Below are 19,143 nucleotides of genomic sequence, written 5' to 3'. Positions count from 1 at the left end.
GGTGTGGGAGTCTTCACCGCGATGACCCCGGCATGCGGCGAAACGCCGGATTTGCGGGGGGTACAGCGCCGCGCTAACTCGCCAGCAGGCTCGCATTGCCTCCCGCGGCGGTCGTGTCGATGCATGTCACCCGCTCGGTTGCGAAGCGCGCGAGATAGTGCGGGCCTCCCGCTTTGGGTCCGGTGCCCGAGAGCGCTTCGCCGCCGAAGGGCTGGCTTTCGACGATGGCGCCGATCTGGTTGCGGTTGACATAGAAGTTACCGACTTTCGCGCGCGCCTGCACGAACTTGCGGGTCGCAGCGATCCGGCTGTGCAGGCCCAGCGTCAGACCGTAACCGGTCGCGTTGATATCGGCGATCACCTGCCCGAGATTCTCGGATGCGTAGCGTACGACGTGGAGGACCGGGCCGAAATTCTCCCGGCGCAGGTCGAGGATCGAATCCAGCTCTATGATTGTCGGCGCCACGAAACAGCCATTTGCGGTGCTTCCATCGAGATCGAGCCGCCAGACGGTGCGGTCGTTCTGCTGGCGGCGCGCCACATGCCGTTCCAGCGCGGCCTGCGCATCGGGATCGATCACCGGGCCCACATCGGTTGCGAGGTCGGCGGGGTCGCCCACGGTCAGCGCCTCGAATCCGCCGCGGATCATCTCCAGCATCTCATCGGCGATGTCGTCCTGCAGATATAGCACCCGCAGGGCCGAGCAGCGCTGCCCAGCGCTCTGGAACGAGCTGGCGACAACGTCGCGCACGACCTGTTCGGGTAAGGCGCTGGAATCGACGATCATCGCGTTCTGCCCGCCGGTTTCGGCGATAAGGGTAGCGATCGGGCCTTCGCGTGCGGCCAGCGCCTGATTGATCAGCCGCGCAGTCTCGGTCGATCCGGTGAAGGCGACCCCGGCGATGCGCGGGTCCGAAGTGATCGCCTGACCGACTTCGCCCGCGCCGGGCAGCAATTGCAGCGCTTCGGGCGGGATGCCGGCCTGATGGCAAAGCTTCACCGCGAGCGCGGCGATCAGCGGGGTCTGTTCGGCGGGTTTGGTGACAACCGTGTTGCCAGCCGCCAGCGCCGCCGAGGCCATGCCGATGAAGATCGCGAGCGGGAAGTTCCAGGGGCTGATCGTCGCGAACACGCCGCGGCCATGCAGGCTCAGTGTGTTTTCCTCGCCGGTCGGGCCGGGCAGCGGCATTGGCTGTGAAAATTGCCGCCGGGCCTCGCCCGCATAGAAGCGCAGGAAATCGACCGCCTCGCGCAGTTCGAGCACCGCGTCGAGCAACGTCTTGCCCGCCTCGCGCTGACACAGCGAGAGAAATTCAGGCGCGTGATCCTCGAACAGATCGGCCGCTTCTTCGAGCAGCAGCGCGCGCTTTTCGCCGCCCAGTGCGTCCCAGCCCGGCTGGATCGCCATCGCACGGGTGATCGCGTCCTCGACCTCGGCGGGGGTGGTATCGCGGCGAGTGCCGACTTCGATGCGTGTGTCCTGAGGCGAGGTAATCGGCGCAATTTCTCCGGGCTCGTCGCTCGGAAAGGTCGGCTCGGCACTCCAGCTTTGCTGCGCGAGTTCTGAGAGCCTCGCCTGCAATGGACCCAGAACCAGCGGATCGGACAGGTCGATCCCGGCGCTGTTCAGGCGCTCGCCGAAGATGTCTTCGGGCAGTGGGATGGCCGGGTTGCGATAGGGTGACAGTGCCGCAAGTTCGCTGACCGGATCGCCAACCAGTTCCTCCGCCGGCACGTCTGCATCGCCCATCCGGTTGACGAAACTGGTGTTGGCGCCGTTTTCAAGCAGGCGCCGCACGAGATAGGCGAGCAATTCCTTGTGCCCGCCGACCGGCGCGTAGATGCGCACCGGCGTGGGCGAATTGCCTTCGAGCTTGTGCAGGGCTTCATAGACTTCCTCACCCATGCCATGCAGCCGCTGGAATTCGAACGCGCGACCCGCACTCATCTGCTTCACCGCCGCCACTGTGTAAGCGTTGTGTGTGGCGAAGGCCGGACGGATCACATCGTCATGTTCGAACAATCGCGCGGCACAGGCGAGGTACGACACGTCGGTCGCGATCTTGCGGGTGAAGACCGGATAATCGTCATACCCGCCCACCTGGCTGATCTTGATCTCGCTGTCCCAATACGCCCCTTTGACGAGCCGCACGAACAGCTTGCGGCCGTGCCGCCGGGCGAGCTTGGCCACCCAGTCGCACAGCGGCACGCCGCGCTTCTGATAGGCCTGCACGGCGAGGCCAAAGCCCTCCCAGCGTGATCCGTCTGCGCGGGCGAACAGCTCGTCATCGGCGACCAGCGTCTCGATAATGTCGAGCGAGAGTTCGAGCCGTTCGGCTTCCTCTGCGTCGATGGTGAAGTGGATGTTTGCATCGCGCGCCTTGATCGCCAGTGCCTTCACAATCGGCACGATCTCGGCGCGGGCTTTCTCGGCGTGAAAAAAATCGTATTTCGGATGCAGCGCCGACAGCTTGACCGAAATGCCGGGCGAGGGGCCGATCCCGCCCTTTGCCTCTTTCGCCAGCCGGTCGAGCGCGCCTTCGTAAGCGCGCGCATACCGCGCGGCGTCGGGATAGGTCATCGCCGCTTCGCCGAGCATGTCGAACGAATGGGTCAGGCCTTTTGCGCGTTCGGGCGCGGCGCGTTTGAGCGCCTCTTCGATGGTGCGGCCAAACACGAATTGCCCGCCGAGGATCTTCATCGCTTGCAGGGTCGCAGTGCGTATCACCGGCTCACCCATGCGGTTCATCGCGCGCTTCAGTGTCGAACCCATCCCGCGCTGGTGCTCATCCGGCTGTTCCAGAACCTCACCGGTCAGCATCAGCGAGAATGTCGCGGCGTTGACGAAAGTGGACGAGCTCTCGCCCAGATGTTCGCCCCATTCGATCTCACCGATCTTGTCGCGGATCAGCGCGTCGGCGGTTTCATGGTCAGGCACGCGCAGCAGCGCCTCGGCGAGGCACATCAGTGCGATTCCCTCTTCGGTGTCGAGCCCGAATTGCTGCAGGAACGCGTCGATCCCGCTGGCCTTGCGCGCCCGTGCCCCTTCGATCAGCTTGATCGCAAGCGCGGCGGCCCGATCGCTGACCTTCGCCGCCGGTCTGGCCTGTTCCAGCCGCTCGGCCACGCAAGCGTCTTCATAGGCGCGATACGCCCGGCGCAGATCGCTGCGGTCTAGCATGTGGGCGGTTGCGGCAGGCAGATCAGGGGTTGTCACCAAGCAGAGACCTTCGTCATGTGAATCGCGTTCCTCGCGATCTGGACCTGCGCATTATAGCAATCAAGAGGCGTTAGTCGCATCCATTTGCGCTAGGTCAATGAATGGCAGCACCGGAACGGTCAGCGTACCGTTTGAGTTGACAAACCACAGGCTTCTGGCAAATTTGTCCGGACAACTTTTAAAGGGTGAACCCATGGCTTCCGATCTGCCCCCCCCGTACACTGCGTTGACGCGCCACCCGATGATGCCGCGCACCAATCACGACGAGGCGGCGCGGTTCAATTTCCTGACCCATTTCAACCGCTATCTGTCGGGCACGGTCGGGGCGGGGAACAAGCTGGCGTATGAAAAACGCGTGCTTCCGGCATTTCGCGCCGAACATGGCCGCGATCCCGAACACCGCTATGAGATCCGCGACGGGATGAACAAGGACGCCTGGCATCGCGTATGGTCAGCGTTGAAGCGCAATTCGATGGAGATGCGCCAGCACAATGGTCGCCAGATCGTGCTGCGCCAGCTCGATGAGCTCGACGCCATGGCCAAGCAGTTCAACGAGCATTCGGGCATGCTCGAACTCGATCCTTCGGTCGAACAGCCGCATTACCAGACCTCGGTCGATATCCATTGCCAGCCCGGCGGCTATCACAGCGAGGAGCGCGAAGACGATGTGACGGTCGGTGCGAATTACGATGTCGGTCTGTTCGCGACGACCGGCGGTGCGCTGGGCGGGTTGAACGATGGCGGGGGAACCGCCGTGGTCGGCTGGGCCAAGCAGGAGCGCCCGGATTGGGAGCCCAAGCGCATCCTCGATATCGGTTGCACCGTCGGGCACAACGCCGTGCCGATCGCGCAGGCCTATCCGCAAGCGGAAGTGATCGCAATCGACACGGCTGCCGCATCCTTGCGCTATGGCGCGGCGCGCGCCGCTGCGATGGGTGTTACCAATATCAAGTTCGTACAGGCCTCGGGCGAAGACCTGTCGCGCTGGGATGATGGATCGTTCGATTGGGTGCAAACCACCATGTTTCTGCACGAGCTATCGTCGAAAGCGATGCCGCGCATTCTGGCCGAGGCGAACCGTGTGCTCGCGCCCGGCGGGCTGATCCTTCATATCGAACAGCCGCAATATTCGGACGACATGCCGCTGTTCGAACAATTCATGCGCGACTGGGATGCGTTCAACAACAACGAGCCGTTCTGGTCGGCGATGCATGGCCAGGATTTGAAGCAGGTGATGGCGGAGGCGGGCTTCCCGCGCGAAAGCCAATTCGTCGCCGGGGTCCGCGCGGTTGTCGATCCGGAGATATTCCCACCGTCGCCCGATGAGGGTGAAGAGGATTTTGGACGTGCCGCGATCTGGAATGCCTATGGCGCGTGGAAGCCATCCGAACAGGCGGTGGCGGCGTGAGTGAGGAAATGGACTGGGTCGCGCTGTCGGGCAAGCGGGCCAAGGGCAAGCGTCCTGAATATTTCGAAGACCCGGCGCTCGACCGGCTCTATTCCACCGTCTTCGCCATGGCCGCCGAAGTTTCGGCTTTGCGAGAGCGGCAGGACACGATCGAGCGGCTGCTCGACGAAAATGGCGTGGTGAAACGCGAGGATATTGAGCGCTACGAACCGACCCGCGAAGCCGCGGACGAGCGCGGATTGGCGACGCGCGCCTATGTCGCGCGGATCATGCGCGGGTTCCAGCAGGAGGTCGAAGCGATGGAAGCGAGCGATCCGCCGATCATGGACGTGGTGGAGCGGCTTTCTCGGGAATAATCGCCGCGCGCTTGGGGGAACGGGATCATGGAATTTCTCTATCTGAACGAACTCAGCATCCTGCGTTGGGTTCATATCCTTGCGATGGTTTACTGGCTGGGCGGCGAGTGGGGCGTGTTCCAGACGAGCTATCACGTGACCAATCCTGCCCTGTCGTTGGAAGAGCGCAAGCGGCATATGGAAACCGCCTACCGGATCGACATTCTCGCGCGCACCGGGATCGTCTTGCTGCTGCCGCTGGGCCTGCATATGGGCAAGATCTATGGCTTCGTCCCCTTGCTGGATGGCGCGGGCGTGTGGCTGATGTGGCTGTTCTTCGCGGTGTGGCTGGCAATGACCTGGACCGCCTTTATCAAGCGCGAGACCGATATCGGCATCACTGTAACGCGGCTGGAGGAATGGCTGCGCTACCCACTGATCGCGGCGCTGCTGGTTGTGTCTTTCATGGCTTTTGCCGGGAGCGGACCGATCAAGTCGGGCCTCGGCAATCACTGGTATCCGGCGAAGATGGCGCTCTATGCTTTCGCACTGTGCATCGGCCTGTTCCTGCGGCTGGTGATGCGCCGCTGGACCGAGCGGTTCCGCATCCTCGCGATGGGGCCGAATGCCGAACAGGAAGCTGCGCTGAGTCGCGAGATAGGCATGGCCCGGATCGCCGCCTACATCTATTGGATCACCATCGCTTCGGTGTGCTTCCTCGGCGCGGTGAAGCCATTTTGACAGGAGCCACGCCATGCCAGCCTATATGATCGTCACCGCCGCCATCCATGATCGCGACAAGTTCGTCTCCGGCTACGGCGCCGCAGCGGCCGCGTTGATCGAGAAGTTCGGTGGGCAGTATCTACTGCGAGGCCCCGGCGCGGAATGCCTCGAAGGAGACTTCGGTGACGGCGCGTCGATGGTGATCTCCAAATGGCCGGACCGCGATGCGATCAAGGCGTTCTGGAACAGCCCGGAATATGCCGAGGCCAAGAAGCTGCGCGACGGGCTGGCCGATGTTCAGGTGCTGGTGATCGACGGGCCGGACCTTATTCCAGGATCTGGTTGAGCTCGATCAGGATCCCGTCCGGGTCGAAGAAATTGCAGCCCATCACGCGAATGTCCGGCCCGCCGTCGCGCCCCGGATAGACCTGCAATCGCGCCTCGGCAGTGAAGGTCACGCCCGGAACCGCCATGGCCGCCTCGCAGCGTCCCTCGACATCGTCTGTGTTGAGGATAATCACCACATCGCCCGGCCCCATTCGCTTGGGATATTCGTCTGCCGGGATTGCGGGATCGACCCATTCCATCAGTCCGATCCACCCGACCCACGCATCGTTGGCATTGAGCAGCACCAGCCGCGCGGTCGCACCTGGCTCGCCTGCTGGCAAGGCAACGCCTGATGTGGTGACGGTGGTGTCGTAATTGATTTCCAGCCCAAGCACGTCGCGATAGAGCTTCAGCGAGTTTTCTATCGAACGCACAATCAGGGTTGTACGCCGAACATCGGTGGGCAGTCGCTCTGCGGGAGCATCGACCCCGACGGCGCTTGGCGGGTTGTCGGAAGCGGACGCGGCGGTGCCGTTGTAATTGTTGGTAACGGTGCAACCCGCCAGCGCCACAGCGCCAAGCGCCAATACCGACATCCTCGCCTGCATTCTCATGTGCTTTCCCCCACAGCGCCGTTCCCGATCAGTGCATCGATCCTGCCAGCGTCATAGCCCAGCCCTTCGAGCACCGCACGCGCATCGCGGCCCGGCTTTGGCAAATGCTGTGGAGACCCGATCCGCTTGCCATCCATTTCCAGCGGGATCGTCGGCAGGCGCACCTCGGTTCCGTTGTCGAGTGTCACATCCTCCAGTCCGCCTTCGTTGAGATGCGGATCGTCGAACATGTCCTGCGGCTTTCCGATCGGGGCGAAGGGCAGGCCTGATCCGTCCAGCTTGGCGATTACCTCGCCCGCAGTCATACCGCCGATCAGCGCGCGGATTTGGGGCATGATCCGGTCGCGCGCTTCGACCCGAGCGTTATTCTCACGCAGCGTCTGGTCCTCCCAAAGCTGGTCCAGTCCGAACAGCTTGCAGAATTTCTCCCACAGCGCGTCGGTCACGACACCGATAAACACCGGCTCGTCCTTCGTCTCGAACACATCGTAAATCGCCCAAGCCGAAACGCGCGCGGGCATCGGCGCGGCGGGCGTGCCGGTGACCGCGTATTGCGCCATGTGCTGGCCGACGAGGTAGATCGTCGTTTCGAACAGGCTGGCTGTGACTTTCTGACCCTTGCCGGTGCGGTGGCGCTGCTCCAGCGCTGCCAGCACTCCGATCACCCCGAACATCCCGCCGGTGACGTCGATCACGCTGGCCCCGGCGCGCAGTGGCTTGCCCGGCGGGCCGGTCATATAGGCAAGCCCGCCCATCATCTGCGCGACCTCGTCCAAAGCGGTGCGCTGTTCGTAGGGGCCGGGCAGGAAGCCCTTCTCACAACAATAGATCAGGCCAGGATTGCCCGCCGAGCAGCTTTCGTAATCCAGCCCCAACCGATCGAGCGCACCGGGGCGGAAGTTTTCAACGAGGATGTCCGCGCCAGCGATCAGATCCTTCGCCACAGCGATCCCATCCTCGCTTTTGAGGTCGAGGCAGATCGATTGCTTGCCGCGATTGTACATCGGGAAATAGCCCGCGCCCGATCCCATCAGCCGCCGAGTGCGATCTCCACCGATCGGCTCGATCCGCACGATCTCAGCGCCGAGGCCTGCGAGGATATGCCCGACGGTCGGCCCCATCACCATGTGAGTGAATTCGACGACTGTGATGCCCTTGAGAGGTTGCGGCGCGCTCATGCTGCTACGCGGTCCTTGTAATCGAGCATCGGCCCGGCATCGGGCGTGAAGCCGTAGAGCGGCTCGCCCGGCAGCGCTTCCTCGATAATCGCACGCACTTCGAGCAATTTTTCGAGGTCGATCCCTGTGTCGTAGCCCATCGAATTGAGCATCAGCACAAGGTCTTCGGTCACGAGATTGCCGCTCGCACCCGGCGCGAAAGGGCAGCCGCCGAGACCCCCAAGCGAGGCATCGAAGGTGGTGATGCCTTCCTCCAGCCCCGCGACGACATTCGCGAGACCGAGCCCGCGCGTGTTGTGGAGGTGCAGGGTCGTCAGCATCTCATCGCCGACCGCCGCCTTCACCTTGCGGGTCAGCCGACGGACTTGTGCCGGGTCGGCATAGCCGGTCGTGTCCGACAGGCTGAATTCCTGCGCCCCCGCCTCGGCGGCTTGCTCTGCCAGCCGCACCACCTGATCCTCGCTCACCGCGCCTTCCATCGTGCAGCCGAACGCGGTGGAGAGGCCCACGGCGAAATGCACGCCCGCACCGCGCGCGATCTCAGCCGCAGCCGCGATCTCTGCGAGCATGGCGGGGTGATCCTTGCGCACATTCTTGATCGAATGCGTCTCGCTCATCGAGAACGGGATACTCATCCCATCGACCCCGGCATCGATGGCGAATTGCGCGCCCCTGGCATTGGGCACCAGCGTGACCACTGTCAGGCCAGCTATACCCTTGGCAAAGGCGACCAGTTTGGCAGTGTCGGCCATTTGCGGCAGCAGCTTGGGCGGGACGAAGCTGCCGACCTCGATTTCCTTCACGCCAGCCGCCGCTTCGGCCGCGATCCAGCGCTTCTTGGCTTCGAGTGGCATCACCCGTTCGATTGATTGCAACCCGTCGCGCGGGCCGACTTCGGAGATGAGAATTTCAGTCATCGGGTTGGCTCCAGATACACCCATGGGCGCGCCGTGCGGTCGGCGGCGGTCCATTGTTCAATCTCGCTCGCCTGAGCCAGCGTCAAGTCGATGGCGTCCAACCCTTCGGCGAGCATCTGCTTTGCCTCGGGGTCGATGTCGAAGGCATGCACATCGGTCTGCGTGCGCACTTCCTGCGCGGCAAGATCGACGGCGATGGTCTTGCCTGCAAGTGCCTCGACCGCCGCGCGATCGAGCGTCACCGGCAGAACGAAGTTGCGCAGGCAATTGCCGTGGAAGATAGGAGCGAAGCTTTCGGCGATGATCGCCCTGATCCCGTATTCGGCGAGCGCCCACACGGCGTGTTCGCGGCTGGACCCGCAGCCGAAATTCGCGCCGCCAAGCAGGATCGGCGTTCCGCGATAGTCCGGCTGGTTGAGCACGAAGTCTGGGTTCTCGATACGGGCATCGGCGTCGGAATAGCGCCACGGGGCGAACAGCCCTTCGGCAAGACCGGTGCGACCGGTGCTGCGCATCTCGCGGCTGGGGATGATCGTGTCGGTATCGACGTTGTCGACCAGCAGCGGTGCTGCGCGCCCGGTCAGCGGTTGCGGGAAGGCGCTCATGCCGCCTGCTCCTCGCGCGCGTACTCGCGCGGATCGGCGATAGCCCCGGCGATGGCGCTGGCGGCAACCGTTTCGGGCGAAGCGATGTGCGTGCGGATGCCCGGTCCCTGCCGCCCTTCGAAATTGCGGTTGGTGCTGGAGATGACGCGCGATCCTTCGGGAAAGCCTTCTCCGCCCGCGTAAAAGCACAGCGAGCAGCCGCTCATCCGCCATTCGAACCCGGCGGCTTCGAACACTTTGTCCAGTCCCTCCGCCTCGGCCTGTCGTTTGACGGCGAGCGAGCCCGGGACGACCAGTGCTTTGCGGATCGACGGGGCAATACGGCGCCCTTCGAGGATGCGCGCGGCGCGGCGCAGATCGGAGATCCGCGAATTGGTGCAGCTGCCGATAAAGGCGGCGTCGAGTGGCGTTCCGGCGAGCCGCGCGCCTGCATCGAGGTCGATATAGTCGTGGGCGCGGGCCGGACCTTGAGGGACGGATGCGTCGACGGGCACGGCCTGTTCGGGGCTGGTGCCCCAGCTCACCATCGGCGCGATCGCGCTGGCGTCGATTGCGATCTCACAGTCGAATGCTGCGCCTTCGTCGGTGGCCAGACTGCGCCAATAGGGGTCGCCAAAATCGTCCGGCGCATAGGTGCGTCCGGAGAGGTATTCGAAGGTCTTAGCGTCCGGCGCGATCAGCCCGGTCATCGCGCTGAATTCGGTCGCCATGTTGCACAGCGTCATGCGCGCCTCCATGTCGAGCGCGGTGACGGCCTCGCCTGCAAACTCGACCACATGGCCCGCCCCGCCGCCCGCGCCATGCTGGGAGATCAGCGTCAGGATCATGTCCTTGGCGGTCACCCCCGGTGAAAGCGCGCCGTGGATCCGCACCCGCATCGTCTTGGGTCGTTCGAGCCGCAGCGTGCCGGTGACCATCGCATGCTCGGCTTCACTGCTGCCGATGCCCCACGCGAGCGCGCCGAAAGCCCCTTGTGTGCAGGTGTGGCTGTCAGGCGCGACCAGCGTGACGCCGGGCAACACGATGCCCTGTTCGGGCGAGATGACGTGGACGATCCCCTGATCGCGATCGTTGACGTCGAACAGGGTAATCCCGGCTTCGCAGCAGGCGGCGCGCGTTTCGGTGATGAAGCCCTCGCCGCCCTGCATAAGCGTACCGTCGCCGCGCCCGATGCGCGTGTCGACGATATGATCCATGACGGCAAAGACCCGCGCCGGATCGCGCACTTTGCGGCCCATTTCGGCCATACGCTTGAGCGCCGCCGCCCCGGTGCGCTCATGCAGGAAGACGCGGTCGATCGCGATCAGGGTCGAACCGCCAGCGGTTGTCGCGATGGCGTGTGTGTCCCAGATCTTTTCGAACAGCGTCTTTGCCATAAACGGTCGGTCAGGCGGAGGCCTTCATCTCCGCATCGATTGCGCGCCAGTCCTTCGTCACGAAGGTTTCCTGAATGGCAGTGCGCGTCTCCAGCATACCATCGCGAATCCAATGCCATGTGCGGCAGCGGTTCTGGCCGTCGTCGGATATCTGGATCTGCTCGTAGAGATAGAGCGAGGGATCGCCGGTGCGCTGCCAGTAAAGCATCATGGTGCGGTTATACTCGTCGAGCGGCACTTCGGCAGCCCAGCCTTGAATCAGCTCGTTGTCCCACCAGATGCGCCCGTCGCGATAGGTGGCGGGGAAGTCGCGGACCTCGGTTTTGCCGTCTGGCCAGGTGTAGTGATTGGTCTGATGATACGGGATTTCGTCTTCGCCCGTCATACGGCACAGCAGGCGGCTCGCATGCTCATCGATCTTCTCGTTATGCGCGTTGAAGTACGAATATGTGCCGTCCCACACGCCTTCGTGGCGGGCAAGCAGCGGCATTCGTTCGGCGAATTCGGCATAGGTCGTCATTGAGTGGCTCCGTCGATTGCAATCAGGGTTTCGTGCCAGCGTCGCGCCGCGTCGCCGGCTCGGATACGGGCGAGCGCTCGGGCGTGAAGGGCGGCGGGATTGAGCGCGGCTTCGTCGAGCGGTACCGCGCTGGCGGCGCTCGCTTCATACCACGGTTCGAAAAACACTTCGGCTCGCGCAACGGCCCATGCGCGCTGGAGGTATTGTCCAAAACGATCGGGCATCGTGTCGGGATAGAGCTTGGCAGGATCGCCGCTCGGAAGATCAGGCCACAGGATCTGGGGCGAGCCAAGTGCCTGCGCCGTTGCTTCGACTGCGCCCCGCATATCCTCGAAATCGTCCGACTGGCCATGACCTGGCACATCGATAGTGATCTCGCCCGCGGCGGGTTCTGCGAGTTCGCCTGCCGGGCCGTGCAGGACCAGCTTGCCGCCCTTCTCGCCGCGCCAGTGGATCAGCCCGCCATCGAGCGATAGCCAGCCCTCGTCGCCGTCCTCGGGCAGATCGGGTGACGCTTCATCCGCGGCATGGTCCTGAAGAAACGCGAGGCTTGCCGCCTGATGATCGGCGGGAGTGCGCACCTTTTCCGCTTGCCAGCCTGCGGGCATCTCGCCCAGTCGGTCGATATGCTCCTGCAACGGATCGCCATCATAGGCGGTGATCAGGCATGGCGGCACGTCTGCATCGGAGGGCGGAATGTCGCGCGGTGCGCGCAGAACGGCTCCATAGCCCGCCTGATACGCGTTGCCCGCATCGAGCATCTCGGAGACGGCCTGCGCCACGCGCGGTATATCGGCATGCGCGACCGACAGCCGTGCTTCCTCGCGCGTGTCGAACCATGGGAAGACCCAGCTTTGTTCGAGCATACGGTTCCACAGCCAGGTGAGGTGCTCGCCGTAATCGCTCGGGTGAAATTCGGGCAGATAACGCTCGCCAAAGATGCGCATTTCCTGCTCGTTCCAGATCGCATAGCCGCCGACCGCAAGGCAAGCGAAACGCTGCGGCTGGCGCTTCAGCGCGGTGACGAGAATGATCCCGCCCGAATGGAAGCCATAGGCGGGCACGCGATCAACGCCGAGCGCGTCGAGAAATTCGCATAATGCATCGGCAAAGTCGGCGATTTCGGGTTTTGCATCATCGGTTTCCGGCAGAGGATCACTTTGGCCGAATCCCGGCGTGTCGGGCGCCACACAGGTGAAGCGAGCGCCCCATTGCTGCATCAGCGCGGTGTATTCGGCGCTCGAACGCGGGCTTTGATGGACCATCAGCAGCATCGGACCACTGCCGCACCGGCGATAATGCACGCGTCTACCGGTTCCTGATATCGTCAGCATGTGCCGAGTGATGGGGATGCTCACGCGCGCCTCAAAGTTGTCCGGACAAATTTTGCTCGACAAGCCACTACGCAAGTTTATGGTTCGCGTCAAAGCAGAATCGAGGGGTATTCACGTGGGCGAAATGATCGGAACGAAGATGGTCGAGGACGGCAGGACCGCCCGCCAGATATTCGACGAGGTGATGGCCAATCCGGCGCGCAAGAAGTTCGGGTTTGGCGAAAGACTTGCGATCGTCAATGTCGATGTGCAGCAGGCCTATACCCGCACCGATCTGTTCAAGACCGCTTACGAGACCGATCCGCGCCAGATCGAATATATCAATACAATCAGTCGGATGGCGCGCGAAAAGGGCATGCCGGTGATCTGGAGCCGGGTCGCTTACAAAGCCGATGCAGGCGATGCCGGTGTCTGGGGCACGCGCACCGATACCGAAGACAGTCTTCAGAACATCAAGTATGAGAGCGAACGGCACCAGTTCGACCCGCGCTGTGAGATCGATGCCGATGACTTGCAATTCACCAAGCGGATGCCGAGCGTGTTCTTCGAAACCCCGCTGGCGAGCTATCTGACGTTTCACAAAGTCGATACGGTAGTGGTGACCGGCGGCTCTACCAGCGGCTGCGTGCGCGCCACCGCAGTCGATGCGCTGAGCCACGGATACCGCACGATCGTGCCGATCGAGACCTGCGCCGACAAGCACGAAAGCTATCACTTCGCCAACCTCACCGACCTCCAGCTGAAATACGCCGATGTCGAGCCGGTGCAGGCCGTGATTGACTGGCTGGAGGCGCGCTGACTGTGTCGATTGAATTGATCACGCGGAGACGCGGAGACGCGAAGGGAATGGGTCACGCCGAAGGCGCTTTCCGATCCAGCCAAGCGCGCATCAGATACGTTGCTTCCGAGATGGCGGCTACGCCGTGGGTGAGATTTCTCCGCGTCTCCGCGTCTCTGCGTAAGTCTCATCGACGGAGCGGCGCATGAACGAAGGCGCGCCCGATCCCGGCCTATATGATCACCACCCCTATCGAGGCCGTCCGACGATCGAATGGCCCGGCGGCAAATCTGTGGCCGTCTGGGTAGTGCCCAATCTCGAATATTACGAGATCGATCCGCCGATCCATCCCAAGCGCAAACCCTGGCCGCATCCTGCGCCGAGCGTGGTCAATTTTGCGCATCGAGACCATTCCAACCGCGTGAGCCACTGGCGTATGGCCGAGGTCATGAGCAAGCACGGCTTTCCCGGCTCGGTCAGCCTGTCGGTCGCGCTGTGCCAGCACCATCCCGAGGTAGTGGCGGATGCGAATGAGCGGGGCTGGGAGTTCTTCAGCCACGGCATCTACAACACCCGCTATTCCTACGACATGACCGAAGCGCAGGAACGCGCGATCATCGAGGATTCTATCGCAACGGTCGAGGACGCGACCGGGCAACGCATCCGCGGCTGGCTTGCGCCCGCGCTAACGCACACGCCGCGCACGCTGGACCTGATCGCCGAATACGGGCTCGACTACACCTGTGATCTCTATCACGACGATCAGGTGCAGGAGGTCGAGGTCGCGAAAGGTAAGCTCGCCTCGATCCCATACAGCCTCGAAGTGAACGACCATTATGGCTTCTTCGTCTACAATATGTCGGGCCGCGAATATGCCGATACGCTGGTGCGCCAATACGAACGATTGGCGACCGAAGGTAAGAAATCGGGCACGGTGATGTGCATCCCGCTGCACGCCTACCTGATCGGCCAGCCGCACCGGATCGGCCCATTCGAAGAGGCGCTGGAGCACATCGCCAAGGATGGCCGCGCATGGATTGCGCGCGCGGGCGAGATTGTCGATGCGTGGCGGGAGCAGGTCGCATGAGCATCCTCCCCGACAGCTACACCCAGTACCCCAAGCGCGGCGAAGGCTACGACCACGATCTCTACCCATGGTCGAACATGCATCAGCGCGCGCCGGTCCACTGGCCGCATGACAAGAGCGTGGCGGTGTGGCTGTGCGTCAGCCTCGAATGGTTTCCGATTGTGCCTGACGGCCCGTTCAAGGCGCCGGGGCACATGGTCACCCCTTATCCGGATTATCGTCATTACACGGCGCGCGATTACGGCAATCGGGTTGGCGTGTGGCGGATGCTTGATTCGTTCGAGCAGGCGGGGGTCAAAGCAAGCTTCGCCACCAACGCCGCCATTGCCGAGCGCTATCCCGAGCTGATCGAAGCGATCCAGACCGGCGGGCATGAAATCATCGCGCATTCGACCGATATGAACGGCACGATCGACGCGACGCTTGGCGAAGCGGCTGAGCGTGCGCTGATCGGCGATGCGATGGCGCGGATTGAGAGAGCAACCGGCACGCGGCCCAAAGGCTGGCTTTCGATTGCGCGACAGCAGAGCTTTCAGACGCTCGACATCCTCAAGGATGAGGGGCTGACCTATTGCTGCGACTGGGTGAATGACGAGCTGCCCTATCGCTTTACCAATGGCCTGATCGACCTGCCGCTCAACCATGAGCTGTCCGATCGGCAGATCATCACTGTGCAGCAGAAAGGCGCCGACAGCTGGGGTGAGAGCATGCGCGATGCGTTCGACTGGTTGTCTGCCGAGGCTGCGCGCGAAGGTTCGGGCCGGATGCTGCCTATCCATCTGACGCCCTACATCATGGGTCTGCCCTACCGGATCGGCGCGCTCGAATGTCTGCTCGCTGATCTGGCGAGCCGGAATGAAGCATGGTTTGCGCGCGGCGAAGATATCGTCGGCGAGTGGGAGAAACAGATTGAAGGCGCGTAATCCACGGACCGGCGAGGAAGACTACGAATTCGCCGCCAGCACCCGCGAAGAGATCGCCGCCGAAGCCGCCCGCCTGCGCGCCGCTCAACCCGCCTGGGAAGCGCTCGGCCCCGACGGGCGCGCTGCCGCCCTCAATCGCTTTGCCGACGCCATCGAGGCCGCCGCACCGCAAATCGCCGCTGCACTCACCGTCGATACGGGGCGCGGCGCGGTTTCGTGGATCGAAGTGCAGGGCTGTGTGGGTAATATTCGCGGTTGGGCGGCGAAAGGTCCCGCGCTGATCGCAGGGCTGGATCGCGGCCCCAAGCCCTCGGCGACGCCGGGGATCGAGATCGTCACCGAATATTCCGCCTTTCCACTGTTCGGCGCGATCTGTCCGTGGAATTTCCCGGTAATCCTGAGCCATATCGACGCGGTTCCGGCGCTGATGGCGGGATCGGCGGCGCTGATCAAACCCTCCGAAGTGACCCCGCGCTTTGTCGAACCGATGTGTGAGGTTCTTGCTCAAGTGCCCGAACTGCCGCTGGCCTATGTCATGGGCGGACCGGAGGTCGGTCAGTCGCTGATCGAAGAGGTCGATTATGTCTGCTTCACCGGCTCGACCGCGACCGGGCGCAAAGTCGCCGAGGCCGCTGCGCGTCAGCTGATCCCGGCCAATCTCGAACTGGGCGGCAAGGACCCGATGATCGTCACCGCCAGCGCCGAACCCGAATGGGCGGCAGGAGTGGCGCTGCGATCATCGGTGGTGGCGACCGGTCAGGCATGCCAGTCGATCGAGCGGGTGTTCATCGCGCGCGATATCGCAGAGCCATTCCTGCTCGCATTGGTAGAGGCGGCAAACGCGATCGAGATCACCTATCCCGACCCGGCGCAGGGTCATATCGGCCCGTTCATCTTCCCCGCTCAAGCCGCCAAGGTGCAGGCGCAGATTGATGACGCCGTAGCGAAAGGCGCCCGCGTCCTTGCTGGCGGTCAGGTTGAGCAGCTGGGCGGAGGGCAATATCTGCGTCCGACGGTGCTGGCAGATGTCACGCCCGATATGGCGGTGATGCGCGAAGAAACGTTCGGCCCGGTCATCCCCGTGACGATCTACGACGACCTCGACGCGGCCATCGCGCAGGCCAACGATACCGAATACGGCCTGTCGGCGGCGGTGCTCGCCGGATCGCTCGAGGAGGCTGCCAGCATCGGTCCGCGCCTCGATGCGGGCGCGATCTCGCTTCAGGACGGTGCGCTCACCAGCATGGTCGGCGATGCGGCTAACCAGTCGCGCAAGGCATCGGGGCTTGGCCCCAGCCGGATGGGCAATTCGGGCCTGCTGCGCTTCCTGCGCGAACAGGCGATGATCCGCCAGACCGGGCAGCCGCTCCCGATCGACGCCTATCGCGAAGGCCAGACGGATGAGTAATCGTGCGGCGCTTGAGGCCGTGATGCCAGCGATGATGCTGCATCAGGGCTGGTGGGACGGCTGGTATCGCCATGTCGACGCGGACGGCACCCCGATCGACGCGCACCGGGTCAAGACACACTGCGAGTTCCCCGATTCCGGCGAGTGGCACTACGTCCAGCACAACTGGCTAAGCTGGGATGATGGACGCGAGGTGACCTACGAATTCGGCGGCAAGCTCGATGGCAAACGCATTCGCTGGGACACCGACCGGTTCAGCGGATATGGCTGGCAGACCTGCGAGGATACGTTGATGCTCAAGCTTGACCGGCTCGACGAACCCGGTGCCTGGTATATCGAGATGATCAACATCGCGCCCGACGGGCAGAGCCGCGCACGGACCTGGCAATGGTTCAGGGACGGCCGACCGTGGAAGCGCACCCTGTGTGACGAATGGAGAATAGACGCACCATGATATCCGCCACGCTTGCATTGTTGTTGCAGGGGGTTGCGCCGGGGGCCGCTCCGCCGCCGCCTGCCTCGACCTGTGACACCCCGGTGTACATGGTGGTGGAAGGGCGCACGCTCGATCGCGACCGGATGATGGCCTATGGCCGCGCGATTGCGACAAGCGAGATATACCAGAAGCTCGGCGGATATTACGTCACGATCCCCCGACCGATCGAGGTGTTCGAAGGCGACATCCCACCTGACTACGTCAATCTGACTGTCCGCTTTCCCTGCATCGAGAACGCCCGTGCGTTCTGGAACAGCCGGGTCTATCAAGAGGAAATCCTGCCAATCCGCCAGAACCCGAGCGCGGGCGATTACACGGTTAGCATTTATGCCGAGGCGCCCTTGCGCGTCGATATGGTAGGACGCGTGAGCGACAATCGTTTCACGGCCGATTTCGCCGGGCACGGCGTGCCGCAGGTTGATAATCCGGTCGTAGGCCCAACCGAAGGAGACACTCCATGACGGTCGAACTCCAGCACCCGATGAAGGCGGATGCCACGCCCGACGAAGTGGCGCGCGGGCGCTTCGTTTCGGGAATGCGCAGCCTGATCCTCAACGATCTCGCCGGCGACATGCGCTCCGCCTATGAACGCCGCGCTGCTCCTGCTTTCAAAAAAAAGCATGGCCGTGAGCCGGAAAGCAGCCGCGAGGCACATCAGGCGCTGCGCGGCGATCCGGCGTTCAACATCTATTCGGCGATGCGGGTGCAGGCGCAGAAGATGGTCTGGGCCAGCGTCGCCGACAGCGTCGAGCGTGAAAGCGACCGGTTGGCAAGCGAGGCCGAAAAAGCGGCAGGAGCGCTCGGTTCGCTGGAACTGGACCCGGCGCTGGAAGTGCCAAAGAACGTCCACGCGATTGACGTGCACCTGATGCCGGGCAGCTACACCCGCGGGGCCGATAGCCTTGAGGCTGGCGCGGTTTACGACCGCGGGCTCGCGGTGTTCTCGATGGGGCTGATGGGAGCAAATCTCGACGACATCGGCCTCTCGATGAGCCAGTACATCAAGCAACGCCATCCCGATTTCGCGCCGCAGCGCATCCTCGATACGGGCTGCACGATCGGCCACAACACGCTGCCGTGGAAGCAGGCTTATCCCGATGCTGAGGTGATCGCGATCGACGCCGCGCCGGGGCCGCTCGCCTATGGCAGCGCGCGGGCGAAAATGCAGGGGCAGGAGGTCGCCTTCCGCCAGATGTGCGCCGACGATCTGGCGTTCGAAGACGAAAGCTTCGACATCGTGTGGTCGAGCATGTTCCTGCACGAACTATCGAAGAAACAGCGCGCCAAAGCTTTCGACGAGGCGTATCGGGTACTCAAGCCCGGCGGATTGGTGATCCATATGGAATTGCCGCCGAACGAGCAGATGGGCGCGTTCGATGGCTTCTACCTCGATTGGGACAGCTATTATAACAACGAGCCCTATTACAAAGGGTACCGCGACGAAGTGCCGCGCGAGCTTTGCACGCGCGCCGGATTTGCCGACGACCAGTTCTTCGACTTCGTCGTCCCGTCGATCGGCATTTACGGTGATCAGGCGGTGGCCGATGCCGCGAAAGGCGACCGCGCCGAGGGAGTCTGTCAGGAAACCACCGGGCGTCTGGCGGAGGGCGTAATGTGGTACGGTTTCGGAGCGTGGAAAAAGTGAGCGATGAGAAGCTTCGCCCCGAAGACGCTCCGCCAGGCCTCTATGACGATCAGGGCAATCCGCGCTTCTTTGCCGATCCCGGCATGGACCGGTTCGTGGCGGTGGTGATGAACCTCGCGCAGGAGGTGTGGGTGCAGGAAGAGCGCCTGCTCGCGCTCGAAGAGGCGAAGAGCGGCGATGCGATAGACCGCGACGCGAAGGCGAAGGAATTCATCGACCGCGTTTTCGCTCCGATCCGGGAGGCCTGAG

At 63.3% G+C, this 19,143-nt stretch carries 20 protein-coding genes; 12 read left to right on the top strand and 8 right to left on the bottom strand.

Annotated features, from left to right (window positions below; genetic code table 11):
• Window positions 1-73 precede the first annotated feature (73 nt).
• On the bottom strand, window positions 74-3,181 hold the full coding sequence (gene putA, locus KCG45_RS03590) for a bifunctional proline dehydrogenase/L-glutamate gamma-semialdehyde dehydrogenase PutA (protein WP_218316402.1): 3,108 nt from the start codon (window positions 3,179-3,181) through the stop codon (window positions 74-76).
• Between the two features lie 232 nt (window positions 3,182-3,413).
• On the opposite strand from putA, the gene KCG45_RS03585 reads away from it, so the two are divergent.
• The 4 genes from KCG45_RS03585 to KCG45_RS03570 are packed head-to-tail and all read left to right on the top strand — an operon-like array spanning window position 3,414 to window position 6,032.
• Window positions 3,414-4,628 (top strand): class I SAM-dependent methyltransferase, encoded by a 1,215-nt coding sequence (locus tag KCG45_RS03585; RefSeq protein WP_218315730.1) that lies wholly within the window; start codon window positions 3,414-3,416, stop codon window positions 4,626-4,628.
• A complete protein-coding gene (locus KCG45_RS03580; RefSeq protein ID WP_218315729.1) occupies window positions 4,625-4,984 on the top strand; it encodes a hypothetical protein in 360 nt (119 codons plus the stop codon). Before KCG45_RS03585 ends, KCG45_RS03580 begins: the two co-directional genes overlap by 4 nt.
• Before the next feature lie 27 nt (window positions 4,985-5,011).
• The gene (locus KCG45_RS03575; protein WP_218315728.1) at window positions 5,012-5,704 is read left to right on the top strand and encodes a hypothetical protein; all 693 of its coding nucleotides are present in this window, start codon (window positions 5,012-5,014) and stop codon (window positions 5,702-5,704) included.
• A 13-nt stretch (window positions 5,705-5,717) separates the two neighbouring features.
• Window positions 5,718-6,032 carry a DUF1330 domain-containing protein gene (locus tag KCG45_RS03570; RefSeq protein WP_218315727.1) on the top strand — a complete coding sequence of 105 codons (315 nt, stop codon included), beginning with the start codon at window positions 5,718-5,720 and terminating at the stop codon, window positions 6,030-6,032.
• Here KCG45_RS03570 and KCG45_RS03565 read toward each other — a convergent pair.
• Genes KCG45_RS03565 through KCG45_RS03535 form a run of 7 tightly spaced genes read right to left on the bottom strand, consistent with a single transcriptional unit; the run spans window position 6,013 to window position 12,581 of the window.
• Window positions 6,013-6,609 carry a VOC family protein gene (locus tag KCG45_RS03565; RefSeq protein WP_218315726.1) on the bottom strand — a complete coding sequence of 199 codons (597 nt, stop codon included), beginning with the start codon at window positions 6,607-6,609 and terminating at the stop codon, window positions 6,013-6,015. The two genes, KCG45_RS03570 and KCG45_RS03565, sit on opposite strands and share 20 nt — an antisense overlap.
• Before the next feature lie 14 nt (window positions 6,610-6,623).
• Complete coding sequence (locus tag KCG45_RS03560; protein WP_218315725.1) at window positions 6,624-7,805, bottom strand: CaiB/BaiF CoA transferase family protein; 1,182 nt, start codon at window positions 7,803-7,805, stop codon at window positions 6,624-6,626.
• Entirely contained in the window at window positions 7,802-8,722 is a 921-nt protein-coding gene (locus KCG45_RS03555; protein WP_218315724.1) for a hydroxymethylglutaryl-CoA lyase, read from the bottom strand. Before KCG45_RS03555 ends, KCG45_RS03560 begins: the two co-directional genes overlap by 4 nt.
• Window positions 8,719-9,327, bottom strand: coding sequence for a 3-isopropylmalate dehydratase small subunit (gene leuD / locus KCG45_RS03550; RefSeq protein WP_218315723.1), 609 nt, complete (start codon window positions 9,325-9,327; stop codon window positions 8,719-8,721). The genes KCG45_RS03555 and leuD overlap by 4 nt, the downstream gene beginning before the upstream one ends.
• Window positions 9,324-10,703, bottom strand: a complete 1,380-nt coding sequence (locus KCG45_RS03545; protein WP_218315722.1) for a 3-isopropylmalate dehydratase large subunit — start codon at window positions 10,701-10,703, stop codon at window positions 9,324-9,326. The genes leuD and KCG45_RS03545 overlap by 4 nt, the downstream gene beginning before the upstream one ends.
• Window positions 10,704-10,713: 10 nt before the next feature.
• Complete coding sequence (locus KCG45_RS03540; protein WP_218315721.1) at window positions 10,714-11,223, bottom strand: DUF3598 domain-containing protein; 510 nt, start codon at window positions 11,221-11,223, stop codon at window positions 10,714-10,716.
• Window positions 11,220-12,581, bottom strand: a complete 1,362-nt coding sequence (locus tag KCG45_RS03535; RefSeq protein ID WP_369410723.1) for an alpha/beta hydrolase — start codon at window positions 12,579-12,581, stop codon at window positions 11,220-11,222. The genes KCG45_RS03540 and KCG45_RS03535 overlap by 4 nt, the downstream gene beginning before the upstream one ends.
• Window positions 12,582-12,681: 100 nt before the next feature.
• On the opposite strand from KCG45_RS03535, the gene KCG45_RS03530 reads away from it, so the two are divergent.
• From KCG45_RS03530 to KCG45_RS03495, 8 genes are all read left to right on the top strand, one after another.
• Window positions 12,682-13,356 (top strand): isochorismatase family protein, encoded by a 675-nt coding sequence (locus KCG45_RS03530; RefSeq protein ID WP_218316400.1) that lies wholly within the window; start codon window positions 12,682-12,684, stop codon window positions 13,354-13,356.
• Window positions 13,357-13,540: 184 nt separating this feature from the next.
• On the top strand, window positions 13,541-14,422 hold the full coding sequence (locus tag KCG45_RS03525) for a polysaccharide deacetylase family protein (RefSeq protein WP_218315720.1): 882 nt from the start codon (window positions 13,541-13,543) through the stop codon (window positions 14,420-14,422).
• Window positions 14,419-15,345 carry a polysaccharide deacetylase family protein gene (locus KCG45_RS03520; RefSeq protein ID WP_218315719.1) on the top strand — a complete coding sequence of 309 codons (927 nt, stop codon included), beginning with the start codon at window positions 14,419-14,421 and terminating at the stop codon, window positions 15,343-15,345. Before KCG45_RS03525 ends, KCG45_RS03520 begins: the two co-directional genes overlap by 4 nt.
• Window positions 15,332-16,753, top strand: coding sequence for an aldehyde dehydrogenase family protein (locus KCG45_RS03515; RefSeq protein ID WP_218315718.1), 1,422 nt, complete (start codon window positions 15,332-15,334; stop codon window positions 16,751-16,753). The genes KCG45_RS03520 and KCG45_RS03515 overlap by 14 nt, the downstream gene beginning before the upstream one ends.
• Window positions 16,746-17,207, top strand: a complete 462-nt coding sequence (locus KCG45_RS03510; protein WP_255547933.1) for a hypothetical protein — start codon at window positions 16,746-16,748, stop codon at window positions 17,205-17,207. The genes KCG45_RS03515 and KCG45_RS03510 overlap by 8 nt, the downstream gene beginning before the upstream one ends.
• On the top strand, window positions 17,204-17,710 hold the full coding sequence (locus KCG45_RS03505) for a DUF1330 domain-containing protein (RefSeq protein ID WP_218315717.1): 507 nt from the start codon (window positions 17,204-17,206) through the stop codon (window positions 17,708-17,710). The genes KCG45_RS03510 and KCG45_RS03505 overlap by 4 nt, the downstream gene beginning before the upstream one ends.
• On the top strand, window positions 17,707-18,894 hold the full coding sequence (locus KCG45_RS03500) for a class I SAM-dependent methyltransferase (RefSeq protein WP_218315716.1): 1,188 nt from the start codon (window positions 17,707-17,709) through the stop codon (window positions 18,892-18,894). Before KCG45_RS03505 ends, KCG45_RS03500 begins: the two co-directional genes overlap by 4 nt.
• Window positions 18,891-19,142, top strand: a complete 252-nt coding sequence (locus KCG45_RS03495; protein WP_218315715.1) for a hypothetical protein — start codon at window positions 18,891-18,893, stop codon at window positions 19,140-19,142. The genes KCG45_RS03500 and KCG45_RS03495 overlap by 4 nt, the downstream gene beginning before the upstream one ends.
• Window position 19,143 lies beyond the last annotated feature (1 nt).

It is taken from the genome of Erythrobacter ani, from assembly GCF_019204025.1.
Lineage (GTDB): Bacteria > Pseudomonadota > Alphaproteobacteria > Sphingomonadales > Sphingomonadaceae > Erythrobacter > Erythrobacter ani.
The sequence above is the reverse complement of the archived record's forward strand: the minus strand, read 5'-3'. Positions and strand labels throughout refer to the sequence as shown.

Excerpts from the sequence above, each read along its gene's own strand:
- KCG45_RS03505 (WP_218315717.1), top strand. The coding sequence starts at position 17,204 with ATGATATCCGCCACGCTTGCATTGTTGTTGCAGGGGGTTGCGCCGGGG.
- KCG45_RS03565 (WP_218315726.1), bottom strand. The coding sequence starts at position 6,609 with ATGTCGGTATTGGCGCTTGGCGCTGTGGCGCTGGCGGGTTGCACCGTT.
- KCG45_RS03570 (WP_218315727.1), top strand. The coding sequence starts at position 5,718 with ATGCCAGCCTATATGATCGTCACCGCCGCCATCCATGATCGCGACAAG.
- KCG45_RS03555 (WP_218315724.1), bottom strand. The coding sequence starts at position 8,722 with ATGACTGAAATTCTCATCTCCGAAGTCGGCCCGCGCGACGGGTTGCAA.
- KCG45_RS03525 (WP_218315720.1), top strand. The coding sequence starts at position 13,541 with ATGAACGAAGGCGCGCCCGATCCCGGCCTATATGATCACCACCCCTAT.
- KCG45_RS03540 (WP_218315721.1), bottom strand. The coding sequence starts at position 11,223 with ATGACGACCTATGCCGAATTCGCCGAACGAATGCCGCTGCTTGCCCGC.
- KCG45_RS03575 (WP_218315728.1), top strand. The coding sequence starts at position 5,012 with ATGGAATTTCTCTATCTGAACGAACTCAGCATCCTGCGTTGGGTTCAT.
- KCG45_RS03585 (WP_218315730.1), top strand. The coding sequence starts at position 3,414 with ATGGCTTCCGATCTGCCCCCCCCGTACACTGCGTTGACGCGCCACCCG.
- KCG45_RS03520 (WP_218315719.1), top strand. The coding sequence starts at position 14,419 with ATGAGCATCCTCCCCGACAGCTACACCCAGTACCCCAAGCGCGGCGAA.
- KCG45_RS03545 (WP_218315722.1), bottom strand. The coding sequence starts at position 10,703 with ATGGCAAAGACGCTGTTCGAAAAGATCTGGGACACACACGCCATCGCG.
- KCG45_RS03530 (WP_218316400.1), top strand. The coding sequence starts at position 12,682 with ATGATCGGAACGAAGATGGTCGAGGACGGCAGGACCGCCCGCCAGATA.
- KCG45_RS03500 (WP_218315716.1), top strand. The coding sequence starts at position 17,707 with ATGACGGTCGAACTCCAGCACCCGATGAAGGCGGATGCCACGCCCGAC.
- KCG45_RS03510 (WP_255547933.1), top strand. The coding sequence starts at position 16,746 with ATGAGTAATCGTGCGGCGCTTGAGGCCGTGATGCCAGCGATGATGCTG.
- putA (WP_218316402.1), bottom strand. The coding sequence starts at position 3,181 with ATGCTAGACCGCAGCGATCTGCGCCGGGCGTATCGCGCCTATGAAGAC.
- leuD (WP_218315723.1), bottom strand. The coding sequence starts at position 9,327 with ATGAGCGCCTTCCCGCAACCGCTGACCGGGCGCGCAGCACCGCTGCTG.
- KCG45_RS03560 (WP_218315725.1), bottom strand. The coding sequence starts at position 7,805 with ATGAGCGCGCCGCAACCTCTCAAGGGCATCACAGTCGTCGAATTCACT.